Source organism: Commensalibacter communis (assembly GCF_947179105.1).
Classification (GTDB): domain Bacteria; phylum Pseudomonadota; class Alphaproteobacteria; order Acetobacterales; family Acetobacteraceae; genus Commensalibacter; species Commensalibacter communis.
This window is the reverse complement of sequence record NZ_CAMXCK010000009.1, coordinates 22,329-37,969: the sequence shown is the minus strand read 5'-3', so window position 1 is coordinate 37,969 and position 15,641 is coordinate 22,329. Positions and strand designations below refer to the sequence as shown.

General features: G+C 33.7%; 12 protein-coding genes and 1 pseudogene. 10 read left to right on the top strand and 3 right to left on the bottom strand.

What is annotated here, in order from left to right:
* A pseudogene (locus PQG52_RS10870) lies at nt 1-616 on the top strand (hypothetical protein); the annotation flags it as partial.
* Between the two features lie 22 nt (nt 617-638).
* On the opposite strand, the gene mdoH reads toward PQG52_RS10870, so the two are convergent.
* The 3 genes from mdoH to PQG52_RS10855 are packed head-to-tail and all read right to left on the bottom strand — an operon-like array spanning nt 639 to nt 5,072.
* Nucleotides 639-2,909, bottom strand: a complete 2,271-nt coding sequence (gene mdoH, locus PQG52_RS10865) for a glucans biosynthesis glucosyltransferase MdoH (RefSeq protein WP_271829503.1) — start codon at nt 2,907-2,909, stop codon at nt 639-641.
* A gap of 7 nt (nt 2,910-2,916) precedes the next feature.
* Nucleotides 2,917-4,032, bottom strand: coding sequence for a polysaccharide biosynthesis/export family protein (locus PQG52_RS10860; RefSeq protein ID WP_271829501.1), 1,116 nt, complete (start codon nt 4,030-4,032; stop codon nt 2,917-2,919).
* Nucleotides 4,033-4,037: 5 nt separating this feature from the next.
* Nucleotides 4,038-5,072: a hypothetical protein gene (locus PQG52_RS10855; protein WP_271829500.1), complete on the bottom strand. Its 1,035-nt coding sequence runs from the start codon at nt 5,070-5,072 to the stop codon at nt 4,038-4,040.
* A gap of 610 nt (nt 5,073-5,682) precedes the next feature.
* Here PQG52_RS10855 and PQG52_RS10850 point away from each other — a divergent pair.
* From PQG52_RS10850 to PQG52_RS10805, 9 genes are read left to right on the top strand one after another with little or no spacing between them, the layout of a single operon-like run.
* On the top strand, nt 5,683-7,128 hold the full coding sequence (locus tag PQG52_RS10850) for an NAD(P)-binding domain-containing protein (protein WP_271829499.1): 1,446 nt from the start codon (nt 5,683-5,685) through the stop codon (nt 7,126-7,128).
* A 23-nt stretch (nt 7,129-7,151) separates the two neighbouring features.
* The gene (locus PQG52_RS10845; RefSeq protein ID WP_271790503.1) at nt 7,152-7,322 is read left to right on the top strand and encodes a hypothetical protein; all 171 of its coding nucleotides are present in this window, start codon (nt 7,152-7,154) and stop codon (nt 7,320-7,322) included.
* Between the two features lie 2 nt (nt 7,323-7,324).
* A complete protein-coding gene (locus PQG52_RS10840; RefSeq protein ID WP_271829498.1) occupies nt 7,325-8,674 on the top strand; it encodes an AtzE family amidohydrolase in 1,350 nt (449 codons plus the stop codon).
* Entirely contained in the window at nt 8,667-9,911 is a 1,245-nt protein-coding gene (locus tag PQG52_RS10835) for an allantoate amidohydrolase (protein ID WP_271829496.1), read from the top strand. Before PQG52_RS10840 ends, PQG52_RS10835 begins: the two co-directional genes overlap by 8 nt.
* Complete coding sequence (locus PQG52_RS10830; protein ID WP_271829494.1) at nt 9,908-11,143, top strand: pyridoxal-phosphate-dependent aminotransferase family protein; 1,236 nt, start codon at nt 9,908-9,910, stop codon at nt 11,141-11,143. Before PQG52_RS10835 ends, PQG52_RS10830 begins: the two co-directional genes overlap by 4 nt.
* Nucleotides 11,143-12,033 (top strand): allantoinase PuuE, encoded by an 891-nt coding sequence (gene puuE, locus PQG52_RS10825; RefSeq protein ID WP_271829493.1) that lies wholly within the window; start codon nt 11,143-11,145, stop codon nt 12,031-12,033. Before PQG52_RS10830 ends, puuE begins: the two co-directional genes overlap by 1 nt.
* Before the next feature lie 11 nt (nt 12,034-12,044).
* Nucleotides 12,045-12,899 carry a 2-oxo-4-hydroxy-4-carboxy-5-ureidoimidazoline decarboxylase gene (gene uraD, locus PQG52_RS11505; RefSeq protein ID WP_408869552.1) on the top strand — a complete coding sequence of 285 codons (855 nt, stop codon included), beginning with the start codon at nt 12,045-12,047 and terminating at the stop codon, nt 12,897-12,899.
* Nucleotides 12,900-12,953: 54 nt separating this feature from the next.
* Entirely contained in the window at nt 12,954-14,042 is a 1,089-nt protein-coding gene (locus tag PQG52_RS10810; RefSeq protein WP_271829491.1) for a BMP family ABC transporter substrate-binding protein, read from the top strand.
* The gene (locus PQG52_RS10805; RefSeq protein ID WP_271829490.1) at nt 14,039-15,640 is read left to right on the top strand and encodes an ABC transporter ATP-binding protein; all 1,602 of its coding nucleotides are present in this window, start codon (nt 14,039-14,041) and stop codon (nt 15,638-15,640) included. The genes PQG52_RS10810 and PQG52_RS10805 overlap by 4 nt, the downstream gene beginning before the upstream one ends.
* The last annotated feature ends 1 nt before the right edge of the window (nt 15,641 follow it).

Sequence of the window (15,641 nt, the reverse complement as noted above, 5' to 3'; positions counted from 1 at the left end):
CTATGGTGGTGCTGGTAATGATGTCATTAATGGCGGTGCTGGTAATGATAGTCTCTATGGAGGTTCAGGAAACGATACTTTAATTGGTGGCGCTGGTGATGATTATATGGCTGGCGATGAAGGATCCAATACCTACGTTCTTTCCAAAGGTGATGGTCACGATACTATTTACAACCATGTAACTAACCCCGCAGATAAATCTGTAATACAATTTAAAGATATATCAAGCAATGACGTTAGTGGCACATCTATTGAAGGCAATGATCTTGTTGTTCAATATGGTGAAAATGATAGCGTAAGACTACAATATTATTTCGACCCGAGTAATAGTTTCCGCGTGCAAGAATACCAATTCGCTGATCAAACGTTAAATAACGATCAACTGATGGCTCTCTTGCCCATTGATAATAAAGTTGATAATTTTAATATTAATGACTGGGTTGGAAAAAATGATAACTCTACCAAACAAGCTTTTGATATGGGTGCACAAAAAATAAGTCAAAAAAATATTGACCAGCACGCTCATACCGTTACAGAAAGTCAAGCGATACCATTAACATCAATTGATACCTCTTTAACACATAGTTCTGATATCGTACTACAAAACAAAGCTTAAATTCTAAGTGTGGGCTCTTTCCTTAAGAGCCCATATTTAAATTCTTTTTTGAAATATTTAAATGATAATATGAAAAAAGTTTTCTATGATTAAAGACATTTTTTAATATTTCATAATGATCCAAATCCTGATTATTTAATAAAGGAAGTTGTTTTACTTTTCTGTTAAAAGTAAAATTATAATGATAAATAAAAAATTCTGGATCTGTGTAAGCAAAATCAATTGCTTCTCTTTCGTTTTTAAAATTAGGTAGTTTTTTTTGTATCTTGTCTAAATATATTTCCATATTGGTTATGATTGAAGATTGTTTAATCTCTTCTGGAATAAGGAAAATTTTAGAAAATTTCTTTGACCTTATGGTTGCAGAACTTAAACGTGCTGTTAAAGGACTACAAATAAGCGCGATAATAATGGGGAGAAACCACAGATATCTGTTGTTTAAAGAAAGTTCAGGAATAAAAAAGTTATAATAATCGTTATGGTACCATAATTGAGGTAGTTCAGGCATTCTAATCCACAAAAGGAGTATAATTCCTGATATCATAGGCAATGAAAACTCTTCAAAACAAGTTCTCCAAGGTAAAATATCATCCCCACGATCCTGATTTCCCCATTTTATAGGTTTGGACTTAATCCACATAATAAAAAATTTCATTACAAACACCATTACAATAGGTGCAAAAAAAATTGAAAAAATAGTATCAAAAAAGCAAGATAATAAAACCCATATATATCCGCCAAAATTTTTATATTCTTTGGTAAGAATAACAAATATCATTCCAATTAATCTTGGAGCAAACAAGAGGATTAATGCATAGTAAAGCATAATAACAGTATCTAATTTGATGTTTATATGATTTACACCATCCTGATAATTTGTATTAAAGCTGACGCCAGTTATAGCAACGATAAAAGTAAAAACGAACCATAAAATTGACGAAAAATAAGACATAAAGCCAGCAATAAGTAAGTCTCTATGTGCATTTTTTAAACCAAAACCAAAAACTACACGTAAATTTTGAAGATTACCTTGCATCCAGCGTCGCTCTCTAATTAAGAATGCTATAATATTTGCTGGAATTTCTTCATAACTTTCTTCAATTTCTGGTAAGAACCAGACTTCTAGGCCTGATTTTGCCATTAAGCCTGCTTCCACTAGATCGTGACTTAATGGCTTTCCCCCCCATGGTGGGATGCCATCCAATACTGGTAAAACACAATGTTCTCTAAAAGCATCCACTCTTATTAAAGCATTATGTCCGATATAAAAAGCATCTCCTAAATAATAATGTCGAATAGCTTTAAAAAAGGGAATTCCATAAAACCAACAAGAGAATTGTAACATACGGCCAAAAATAGTCGTGCGTAAAATCGGTTTTGGATTAGTTTGAATAATTCCAATTTGATCATTTGGTTCTGCAATAGAAACCATTTGATGTATTGCTTTTCCACTCATGAGTGAGTCTGCATCCATAACAACCATGTATTTATATAGACTTGAATAACGCCTTAAAAAATCCATTATGTTACCAAGTTTTGCATTAGCATTAATCGAACGCCATCGATAATATAATCGAATATTTTTAAATTCTTTTTTTGCTAAAATAATCGCAGTTTCCTCTAAAATACGACTTTCAATTGGTCGTGTATCAGATAAAATATAAAAATCATAATGTTTTTCAATACCTTGGATTTCCATCAAACCTTTCCAAGTTGCCATAATACTTGCTACAACACGTGCAGGATCTTCATTATAAACAGGGTATAAAATGGCAATTTTTGTGTTTTCTTTATATTGACTATCATGTTTTAAATTTTTGAATGGATTATCTTTTTTGGAAATTATATTCCCAACAATCATTTTAAATAAACTAGAACTTGCACTATAAGTAAGTATAAAATAAATCACACAAAATAAATATTTGATTAAATTAGAATTTAAATTACTGATAAAAGATGACGCAGATATATAAAATAATATAGCAGAAAAAAATAAAGATAAAAAAACAACCAGTATCCTCCGTTTTTTTACTTTTTTTTGCCATTCACAATTATTTTCTTTCCCACCAGCCCTTATTATTTGTTTAAATGATTTTGTTTCCTTAGGATTAATTTTTTTTGATCCTAAGGAAATACGTTTAGTTGATAAGGGTTTTACATTGATATCTGTTTTATTTAATTCTTCTAAGAACTCCTCTACAGTCTTACAAGAAGTAAAAGAATTTTTGTTTAATGAAGGTGCAAGACGAGTATAAGCATTAATATAACTATCAATAATATCTTTTTCGAACATTATAATTTTACTTTATGATTGCAGCAGGTAGTGCCATTTGGAAAGCTATGTTTAAAACCCGTAACCAAGGAACAATCGGGGATTCTGGTGAAAAAATTACATCTTTGTCAAAAATTGGGAAAAATGCTGCTGCTGCCATACCGTGGCCATCATTAAATTTAAATCTATATATTTTTAAATCATTATCATAATCTTTTCTAAAAACGAAAACATTAGAAATATCAGCATTATTTGGATTAAAACCGCCAGCTCTAGCAATAGCATCGAGTAATGCAGGTTGACTAGAATAATCGTAAATTCCATTTTTTAAAATACCACCCCCTATTAAGGTGGTACGAACTTGGGGTGCGCTCTTAACAATAATCTTATCCGATGGTGCAAGATTAATATCGCTCTTTAAAGCCAAATCATATGGAATTGAATACTGAGCTCCATTTCTAATAACGTTGACCATGGTTTTATTTGTACTATCTTTGCTAGCCTCATTACTAATAGTTCGTGTATTACCATTTTGCGCTAATGTAAGTGCAGTTGCTAGTTTCATTCCCCCTGGTTGCCAAGATAAAATTTTTGGTGCTCCGATATCCCCTGTTACAGTAACACCACTTGCACCATTTTCTTCTAAAGCTATAATTACATAAGGATTAACAACACTATTATTACTATTATACTTACTTTGGATAAGGTTTCGTGCAGCACTTTCAGTTAAATTGTTGATATAAACATTACCAATATAAGGTAAATTAATGTTACCATTATAATCAACTGTGAATGTACCTAATTCTCTTTTATCAAACCCTGCTGATATTGGATCTTGATTTTGACCAATGATACTATCGGGTGAAAAGCTCATCAATGTAATAATTAATTTGTCACCAATTTTAATCATTAAATTTTTATTTCTAATTGGTAACATTAATGCATCTAGATTTTTTTGCACAAATAATTTATTTTCAAGAGCAACTTGTTTATCTAGCTTTTGAGCTTGATATTCATCAACAGTTATAATTTTTCCCTTAAACGTCGACAAAATTGATGATGATGAAGGACCTCCCCTAGGAAGGCTACATCCAGAAACAATTAAAGAAAGAAATATAAATATACTTAGGCGTAAAATACTCATTATCATCATTCTTTTATTAACCAATATATTAATGAAATAACTAAAAGAGTTGCAAAAAAACCTTTAACTCGGTAAGGGCCAGATCTTTCAATCAAAAGAGACGGAGGACTAATTACAGTAATTTGATATCGGTCAATATAATTCTTCTTTTGTAACATATATTTTTTCTGTTCTATACTTTGCTTTAAATTTTCTATAAAATGCTTTTTATTTAAAGTATCTTCCATTTTTTCACTATTTTGTATTTGAAGAATGTCGTGAAAATACAATTTATTTAATTTTTCTTGGATAAATACTTTTTGCGCTATTTTGGCTTGGTATACAGGAAAAGTTAACGTTTTCATTGAATTTAGTGTTATATCTAAATTCATTAACTTATTTTCGATAATATTTTTTATAAGTAAATTATTTAAATAATTTTCTTTTGGGTAAATAGATATTCCCTCTTTTATATAATTTCCTAATATTGTGTTTGTTTCTTTTAAATCACGATCCAAAGAAGAGGATAAAAAAGAAATGTAATTAATTAATTTTTGGTCTTCTTCTTTATGAGAAGATTGTAAAAATTCTTTTCCAATAGTAATTATTTCATATAATATTTTTTTGGAATCTTCATTATTATAACTCGATAAATTAATGTTTATTGTATTGCTGTTATTATTGATGCTTATTGTAAGGTTTTTGTTAAAATAAGACCATTCAGAACGATCACCATGCATAAAAAGATCATATATACCACCAAATTTAGTGAATAAATCTCCTTTTTTATAAATGCTTTTTACGTCTAATTGATTAGTAAGAAGCTCGTATGCTTTTTCTGACCTTAACCATTCAGAAAACATATAGCAACCTGCGATTGACGGTACGTAATTTCCAGATAAATGACCACTAAAATCAAAATTATTTTCTTTTACTTCTTGGATTTGTAAAATTGTGTCGGAAGTATAAATCGAAGATAATAATAAAAACCAAAATACGACATTTATAATAATACTAATTACATAAAATTGTTTAACTGTTAAAAGATGCTTATATTTCATATGTTATAATCAATACTTTACAAATTTTTATTATAATTGACTAGAAAATTTCTACCTACAGTAGCATATTATATTAAATAATCAAAATAATTTGTTTATAACAATGATATTTAATTATACTTAATCAAAATATTTAAAATACAAATTATTCTTATAATATATTGAAATATATACATATTAAATAATATTTCAAGTTAAATACATACTATGACGTTCTTATACACAGTCAAGAAACAGAAAAAAAACATTTCTCGTTTAGCTAGAAAAAATCTTTCAAAAACACAGTCCATTTATCACGTGATCTTCAAATGAATGTATTCTAAAATTGAAATGAAAAAAAATTGAATAATTATAATGAATTATAATAAAAAAACTTCGTAACAAGGAATTAAAAAGATCTTAAGTTCACAAAATAAATAATCAACAATATAATGATCCTATTTATAGATATTGTTACAATTAAATAACAAATTTATGACATACCTAACTGAGTACTGTTGCTTTTTAGGAAACAACTGACGACTTTATTGTTTCTAGACAATTCAATCAATTCATTTTCTACTCATTAACAAGTCCTAATAATACAAATATATATCAAAGGCGATTTGTAATGAGTAAAATTAACAGCTCCTTAGTATTCTCTTCTTTAGCTGAATTAGAAAAAGCAATAACACATGATTTAGATTGTATGAGCTTTCCCAATAAAAATTGGAGTGTTCAAAAAAAGTATAACGATCAAAATGTTTTAGACGTTGCTATTTTAGGTGCTGGACAAGCGGGAATAGCTATTGGATTTGGTTTATTGCGCCATAACATTCACAATATCCTTATTTTTGACAAAGCTATTCGAGGAAAAGAAGGTCCTTGGACAACGTATGCCCGCATGATCACATTACGAACCCCTAAATATCTAAAAGGTCCTGAATTAGGATATTCTAATCTTTCATTTAGATCATGGTATGAGGCTTCTTTTGGTCAAGAGGCATGGCAAATGTTAGACAAAATTCCAAAAGAAACATGGAAAGAATATTTAGACTGGTTTCGAGATATTAATAAACTGCCTGTTGAAAGTGATCGCCATTGTATAAACGTCCAATGGGATAGTGGTATCTTTAGTCTTTTATTTAAAGATCATCTTGATAGAGAATACACTGTTTATGCACGTAAAATCGTATTGGCAACTGGCATTGATGGCAATGGTAAATGGTTCAGCCCTGACTTTTTGAAAACATTGCCCAAGGAATATTATGCACATACATCTGAGCCGATTGATTTTAGTAAATTAAAAGGGAAGCGCATCGGTGTATTAGGAGGCGGGGCTTCAGCATTTGATAATGCAGCAACTGCTTTAGAACAAGATGTTGGTCGGGTTGATTTATGTTTAAGGCGTAAAACCATTCCATCCGTTAATCCACATCGTTGGATGGAACAAACAGGATTTTTATGCCACTACCCCTATTTACCAGATGATAAACGTTGGGCGTTTATGCAACGTATTTGTGATTTAAACCAACCGCCTCCCCAGGATACTTTCTGGCGTTGTCGCAAACATGAAAATTTTGCTTATCACACAGATTGTCAATGGAAATCTGTAGAGCTAGTTAACAATGAAATTCATATTGAAACAACAACAGGTAAAATGATTTTTGATTTTTTAATTATTGGAACGGGTTTCACCATTGATTTAACAGCGCGTCCAGAAACGGCGTCTTATGCATCCTCTGTTGCATTATGGAGCGACCGTTATACACCAAATGCAGGAATGGAAAATACAGTATTAGGATCCTATCCTTATTTAACCGAGAATTATCAATTTCTTCCTAAAAATAAAAATGATCCTAACAAGGAAATGTTATCTAGCATTTATAATTTTACCTTTGGATCATTGATTAGTATGGGACTTGCTGGTGCATCTATTAGTGGCATGTATTTCGGGGTAGATCGTTTGATTAAAAGCATAGGTAAAGGCCTATTCCTCGAAGATCAAGCACATCATCTTCAAAGTTTGTTGGATTACGACGTTAAGGAACTTGTTGATTTAAGCCCACCTTCTTAAACAACAGTAAAGGAAACTCAACAATGAAAATGGCTGATTTGCTTTATCAAGAAATTGAAAGTCTTTCGCAGACCATCCTTCTAGATATTCCAAAAGAATGTTTAAAAGGAGTAAAAAACAATACAGAACTTTTGAGCAGTCGTAGTAAACTAATTCATCACTTCACAGTGCCTACTATTGATGTGGAGGAATAATATTGGATTTAATAAAGAAAATCTCAAAAAATGTTCGCTCTGCTACTTATAGTGCAACACAGATAATATCTGACTCTCTAAGTGCGATTGATAAATATAATCCACTTATTGGGAGTGTTACGGTAGCATTAAAAGATAGAGCATTGGCCACTGCACAGCATATTGATCAGTTGGTCGCTCAAGGACAAGACCCTGGCCCGTTGGCTGGTGTACCATTTGGAGTTAAAGACCTATTTGATGTGAAGGATATTACCACAACAGCAGGCTCAGTGCTATTAGCAGATCACGCCCCTGCACTCAAAGATGCTACTGTCATTACACGATTATGCAATGCTGGGGCTGTTCCAGTTGCTACTTTAAATATGGACGAATTTGCATACGGATTTGTAACAGATAATACACATTATGGAATTACCAAAAATCCACATGATACAAGGCGATTTGCGGGAGGTTCTTCTGGAGGCTCTGCTGCTGCGGTTGCTGCTGGAATGATGGCTTTTTCTTTGGGATCAGATACGAATGGATCTATAAGGGTGCCTGCATCTCTATGCGGTGTATGGGGACTTAGACCAGCATATAATACTATTCCTTTGCAAGGGGTATATCCTTTTTCTGAAACGCTCGACACTATCGGTCCATTTTGCAGCAGCATCCACGATTTGAAGTGTATTTTTAACATATTATCAGATCGTAATGATCACGGGAAGCAAGATATTTCTTCTTTAAAAATCGCACGATTAAAAGGATGGTTTGAACGAGATGTCGATCAAGAGATTTTAAATGCAATTACAGAAATCACTAGCATAGGGATTGAGACCTACAACCTCACGTTAGATCATATTGAAACCGTTAGGGCTGCTTCATTTTTAATTACAGCATCAGAAGGAGGAACCCTGCATTTACCCTATTTAAGAAAAGAGCCTTTAAAATATGATCCTGCTACACGTGACCGCTTCATCGCTGGCGCACTCTTGCCTGTTTCCACTTATTTACAGGCAAAAAAAATAGAAAAATGGTTTCGACATTATATACATAAAATTTTTGGTGATTATGATCTTTTGATTGCTCCTGCAACAGGATGTACGGCCCCATTTATTAATGATCCTACAGTTCTTGTTGATGGGAAGAAAAGCTCTGCTCGAGTGAATTTGGGAATTTACACACAGCCATTAAGCCTTAGCGGTTGCCCTATTCTATCTTTACCATTGAATAGAACAGGAAAATTGCCAGTCGGATTACAAATTGTTGCAAAACCAGGAAATGAACATATTTTGTTTGAATTTGGTGCATTATTAGAAGCCAAAGGGATAGCAAAAGCATCTATTCAGCAACAAGGAATATATAATGTTTAACGCATATGGAAAACGAGCTGCTGATCGATGTAGAGCCTTAGAAAAACCACCTTATAGTGAGTCCTCAGAATATTTGTTTCGTGCATATCTTAGTAATGAATATAAACAATCGCAGCACGCAGTAGCACAATGGATGGATCAAGCTGGTATGATCACACATATCGATCCAGCAGGAAATTTAGTTGGTCGATATGCAGGACAAACCAAAAATGATCCAATACTTATTATTGGTTCACATCTTGATACTGTTCGAAATGGGGGATGTTTTGATGGTAATTTGGGTATTATGCTAGGTATTGAAGTTATTGATTATTTTAATCGACAACAAAAACGCTTTCCTTTTGCTATTGACGTCATTGCTTTTGGGGATGAAGAAGGCTCCCGTTTTCCGATGGCAATGTTAACGTCTAAATCTGTTGCTGGTGTATTAAATACGCTTCCACAAGGCTTAAAAGATAAAAAGGGCATTTCTATTGAACAAGCTTTCAAAGATTTTGGTTTAGATTATCGAGATATTCAAAAGGCTCGCTATTATCCTGAGAATGTAATTGGTTATTTAGAAGCTCATATTGAACAAGGACCTGTATTAGAGTCAGAAGGACTGCCTTTAGGGATTGTTACAGGTATAGCTGCACAATATCGCTTCCAAATTTTAATCAAGGGGCAAGCTGGGCATTCAGGCACAACAAGTATGAATTTACGAAAAGATGCAATGGCTGGTGCTGCCGAAATTATTTACTTATCAGAACAATATGTAAAAGAAGCAGAACAAGAAGGTGTTGTAATTACGACTGGGCAAATAACAGTTACTCCAGGCGCACCAAACGTTATTGCAGAACAAGTCGTTTTCTCTGTCGATTTACGTGCTCCTACGGATGAAAAACGTAATGAATTCGCAGAACAATTTGAACAAATAGTCGAGAAAATCTGTCAAAAAAGGCGTTTGGATCATGAATTCCTCATTCAACATGATTTATCCGCGTCCTTATGTGATAAAAATCTTATGTCGTTGTTAGAGCAAGCAATACAACATTTGAAATTACCAGTGCGATATCTAACCAGCGGGGCAGGTCATGATGCGATGATCTTATCCCATCTAGCTCCAACAGCGATGTTATTTATTCAATCACCTAATGGTATCAGTCATTCTCCAAAGGAAACGGTTCGTTATGAGGATGTGACGGCAGCTTTACAAACAATGATCCACTTTATTGAATTAAAAGAAGATAATATATGACTAGAACTATATTCCCACAAATTGATCCACCTCAACGTTTATTAATGGGACCCGGCCCCAGTAATACTTATCCCCGTGTTTTACGCGCTATGGCTGCGGACATGCTGGGACAATTTGATCCAGAAATGACATCTTATATGAATGAAACCATGGCATTATATCGCGATGTTTTCATGACCGACAATCAATGGACGTTGCTTATTAATGGCACAGCTCGTGCAGCAATAGAAGCAGCATTGGTTTCTTTATGCGAGCCTGAAAATAAAGTGTTAATCATTAATAATGGTCGTTTTGGTTTATTACTTTCGGAAATTTCTGAACGCATTGGTGCAAAAACGATAATGCTTGATTATTCATGGGGTGAAGTCGCTTCTTTAAAAGAGATTGAACAAGCAATTATTCAACATAAACCTCATGTGTTTGCTTGTGTTCATGGGGATACATCAACTACAACAGCGCAACCATTGGAAGGCGTGGGGGAAATTTGTCGTCGATATAATGTATATTCTTATGTTGATGCCACAGCAACTTTAGGGGCAATGCCTATTAATACAGATCGATGGGGTATCGATATCGTCAGTGCAAGTCTACAAAAATCAATGGGGGGTCCCCCGGGATGTGGATTAATTACCATTTCTGATCGTGCGGCAGAGTTTATTTTTTCCCGAGCCCATACCGAATTAGGATTACAAGAAGGTAGTCAAGAGCGATCTCAGCGTAGTCGCATAGGATCAAACTATTTTGATATTGCAATGATAATGAATTATTGGTCTGAAAAACGCCTGAACCATCATACAGAAGCAACCAGTATGCTATACGCTGCACGTGAAGCAGCATGCATTATCCTAGAAGAGGGTTTGGAAAATTGTTTCAAACGCCATCGTTTAGCAACCAAAGCAATATCAGAGGGGGCAAGAGCAATGGGATTAGCTTTATTTGGTAATGATGAAACCAGAATGTATAATGTAACTGGTATTTACATCCCTAATCATATAGACGGCGAACAAATTAGAGCAGAAATGCGAAATCTTTTCGAGATTGAAATAGGAAGCGCGTTTGGACCCTTAAAAGGAAAAATTTGGCGTATAGGTACCATGGGTCATAATGCTAGGCCCCATAAGGTGTTTCACACCTTGATGGCTTTTGAAACAATTTTAAGACGTGCTGGTTTAGAAATTATCCCAGGTAAAGCAATAGACGCCGCATTTGCTGTTTATGAAGGAAATCAATAATGAGAGATATGATTGGATATGGCGGGAATTTACCCGATCCTAAATGGCCAAATAAAGCAAAAGTTGCTGTGCAATTTATCATCAATTATGAAGAGGGTGGTGAACATTGTATATTGAATGGAGATCGCCATTCTGAGTATTTCATATCAGAAATGATTGGGGCAGCACCTATTCAAGGAATGCGTTCAATGGCCATGGAAAGCCTATATGAATATGGATCAAGAACAGGATTTTGGCGATTACATGATATATTTACATCCAGACAAATTCCCTTAACAGTTTTTGCGGTCGCCAAAGCCATGGAGCAAAATCCAAAAGCCGTAGAAGCAATGGTGAAAGCTGGATGGGATATTGCTAGCCACGGTTTGCGCTGGGTTGATTATCAATATGTTCCTGAAGCGATTGAAAAGGAACATATTTATGAAGCGATTGACTTACATACTAGATTAACAGGCAATCGACCTTTGGGATGGTATCAAGGCAGAAATAGTCCCAATACAGCGCGCCTTATCGTAGAAGAAGGGGGATTTGTTTATGATTCCGATTCATATTGTGATGATCTTCCCTATTACAGCGATGCGTTTGGTAAACAACAACTCATTATACCGTATACATTAGATGTAAATGATATGCGTTTCGTTGCATTAAACGGATTTACAGAAGGAGAACAGTTTTTAAAATATTTATGCGATACGTTCGATCAATTATATGAAGAAGGGGAAAGAGCGCCAAAAATGATGTCTATTGGATTGCACTGCCGTATTGTTGGCAAAGCAGGCAGAGCACGTGCAATATCGAAATTCTTAGATTATATTTTGGCAAAAGATCGCATCTGGATTGCATCTCGATTAGATATTGCCAATCATTGGCTAAATCATTTTCCTAGGTAAGGTTGTAATAGATGACAGTTATTCAAACCATTAATCAATTATCTGTTGATGAATTTGTACGACAATTTGAAAATGTTTTTGAACATTCTCCTTGGGTTGCCCAAGCAATTGTAAATTACCGACCATTTGCAAGTGTTGAACAAATGGTAAATATCATGGGTGATATTGTTCAACAAGCGGATATTGAGAAAAAATTAGTTCTCATACGTTCTCATCCAGAACTTGGATACGACAAAATTAGACTGACAACTGAATCTCAAAATGAACAAAATCGAGCTAAATTACGTAATTTAACAGATCAAGAACGAAAAAAACTAATCGAACTTAACGAAGCTTATAAAAATAAATTTAATTTTCCTTTTGTTGTTTGTGTTACAAATCATAATAATTATACTGCGATCATTCACGCTTTGGAAACACGACTACAGTCATCTTCAGAACAAGAAATCGATACGGCAATCAATGAGATTATACAGATTGCTTCATATCGAGTTCAAAATATTATATTAAACTTAGAATCTAACCTTCAATTATCTCTTTCTACCCATATTTTAGACTTAGTATCGGGATCACCTGCTCCCAACGTTAAAATCGCCTTATATTACAACGAAATTCTCATATTTGAAGGAAAAACAAATCATGATGGGCGATGTAACATATCAAATCTAACAGACCCTTTAAAACCAGGATCGTATCAATTTGCTTTTTATATTTCAGATTATTTTAAAAAACAAGACTATCCTACAACCAATCCACCTTTTTTGGATGTTATCAGAGTTGACTTTGGACTGGCCAAAGGAAAATTACACTATCATGTGCCACTGTTGGTATCTCCATATGGGTTCTCTACTTATAGAGGAAGCTAACATATACAAAAGAATATTCTATTTGATACGAATTAATTAAAGATAGGGATGTTTATGGAAATATTAAAACGTCGTCATTTTATAGGAGGAATAGGAAGTTTTTTCTTACCTTCATACGCTCAGGCAGAAACAACGCCCTTATCTTCTATAAGTCTTTTGCCACAAGATGGATCTATTGCTTTTTGCTATAGTGGCCCAAAAACAGATGGAGGATGGGGCACATTACATGAGAGAGGAAGACTTGAGGTTTCTAAATATTTTCCAAAATTACGTATTACTTCTATAGAAAACGTTCCCTACTCTATTCAGGCTACACGCCTATTTCGGTATTTAATCGCTGAAGGCGTTCAAATGATTATAACGAACTCTAACTATGATAATTTTCTACATGATGTTTCAAATTATGCACAAAATGTTTCATTTACAGAATGCAATGGTCACGTAACCACTTCTAACCTTGGATGGTTTTATTTAGATCACTGGTATGCATTTTATATTTTTGGATATATTTCAGCCCTTATTACTAAAACAAATAAACTCGGATTCATCAGCTCTTTTCCTATTCCTAGTGTGTATTCTGCAGTCAATGCGATTACGTTAGGTGCAAGAAAAATAAACCCTCTAATTAATTTACAAGTCATTCATACTGGATCTTGGTTTAATCCCAAAGTGACTATTCAAGCAGCAAATGCTCTATGCGACCAAGGATGCGATATATTGTTAAGTATTATGAATGATATGTCTTATCTACGTGTTGCCGAACAACGTAACATCAAGGCATTTTTATATAATAATATGACACCTCCTATTCGTTCTAAGGCATATATTAATTCTATTTTATGTGATTTTAGTAAGGTATATATTCAGCAGATTCAGCAACGAATAAATGGTACATGGAATTCTAAGCCTGTTTTATTAAAATTAGGGCAAGATTATAATATTTCTAGATGGGGAACATCTATTTCGAATATTATTCGTTATCAAGCTACTGCACTATATGAAAATATACTAAGAGATTACAATCCTTTTCAAGGACCAATTTATAATAACAAAAGGCAATTAAAAGTTACTTCTAATACAACAATGCAAAATTTTGATTTGTATCAATGGAATTGGGCTGTTGAAGGAGTAACAGGATTATGACCAATCATTATGAGCCTACAGAGAAATTTGTTAAGTCACAAGTTCAACTGCGCCCAGGGGATCCCCCATTAATTAAATTTTGGAAAATTAGCAAGTTTTTTCCTCAGATTATTGCAAATAATCAAGTTGATTTAGATATTTTTCCAGGAGAAATCCATGCGATTATTGGTGAAAATGGTGCTGGTAAATCTACCTTGATGAATATTCTAAGTGGCATTTACCAACCTGATGAGGGTGAAATTATTATTGATGGATATGGATATCACTTCGCTTCACCTCAAGAAGCTATTTCCATTGGCATTGGTATGGTACACCAACATTTTAAACTGGTACAAGCATTTACTGTTGCAGAAAATATTTACTTTGGAGAAAAAACCAAACGATTTTTTATCTCTCAAAAAATGATGCGACAACGATTAGAAATTTTATTTGATCAATTTGGTTTTTACGTTAATCCAAATGCAATAATTAGCGATCTTTCTGCAGGTGAACAACAAAGAGTGGAGATTTTGAGAGCCCTATCACGTAAGGCTCAAATTTTAATCTTAGACGAGCCAACAAGTGTTTTAACCCCTAAAGAAGTAAAGCAATTATTTATTTCACTATCGAAATTTCGCCAACATGGAAATGCCGTTATTTTTATTACCCATAAATTAGAAGAAGTTTTGCAATTTTCAGATACGGTCAGTGTATTGCGTCATGGACAAAAAATAGGCACTTTCAAAACAAAAGAATGTACTGCACAATTTCTGGCCAATAAAATGATAGAAAATGATTTCAAATCAATTTCGCCCCAATCAATCAAATCAAAAAATCTGTATCAAGAACAATCGCCCTTTATTCATTTATCCAATGTAAGCGTTAAAAACAGCCAAAAAATAACAACACTTAAAAATATAGATCTTGATATATATCCAGGCGAGATATTAGGAATTGCAGGGGTCGTTGGCAATGGGCAAAGAGAATTAAGTCAGATCATAACGGGAATGACGAAACCTTCATCAGGTAAAATCTTTCTTGAAAATACAGAAATAACTAAACCACATCCTAAAATCTTTGCCAAAGCAGGGATCGGGCATATTCCAGAAGACCGCTTAAAAACGGCCTTAATGTCACATTTAGATATTAGCCATAATTTATTAATGCGCACCTATTTCAAAGAGCCTGTCGGAAGTTCTTTTTTCTATTCGCCTCGCAAAGCTTATCAAAAAGCATTGAACATGATTAAGAACTCACAAATACATATCCACGATATGTCGTCCCAAATCAATAATTTATCTGGTGGGACACAGCAAAAATTAGTCAGCTATAGAGAGAAAGAAATCACAACCTCTTTGCTGGTCGCTGTATATCCCAGCCGTGGTCTGGATATAGGATCGATAACGCAAATGCAGGAATATTTCTTTAAACTACGAGAACAAAATATAGCAGTGTTATTATTTTCAGAAGACCTAGATGAAATACTTACTTTATCAGACCGGGTCGGGGTTTTATGTAACGGAGAGCTGATGGGCGTGATGGATGCAAATAAAATAACACAAGAACAGTTAAGTTTGTGGATTGGAGGGAAAAAGATTGATCCCTTTCAGAGTCAATGAG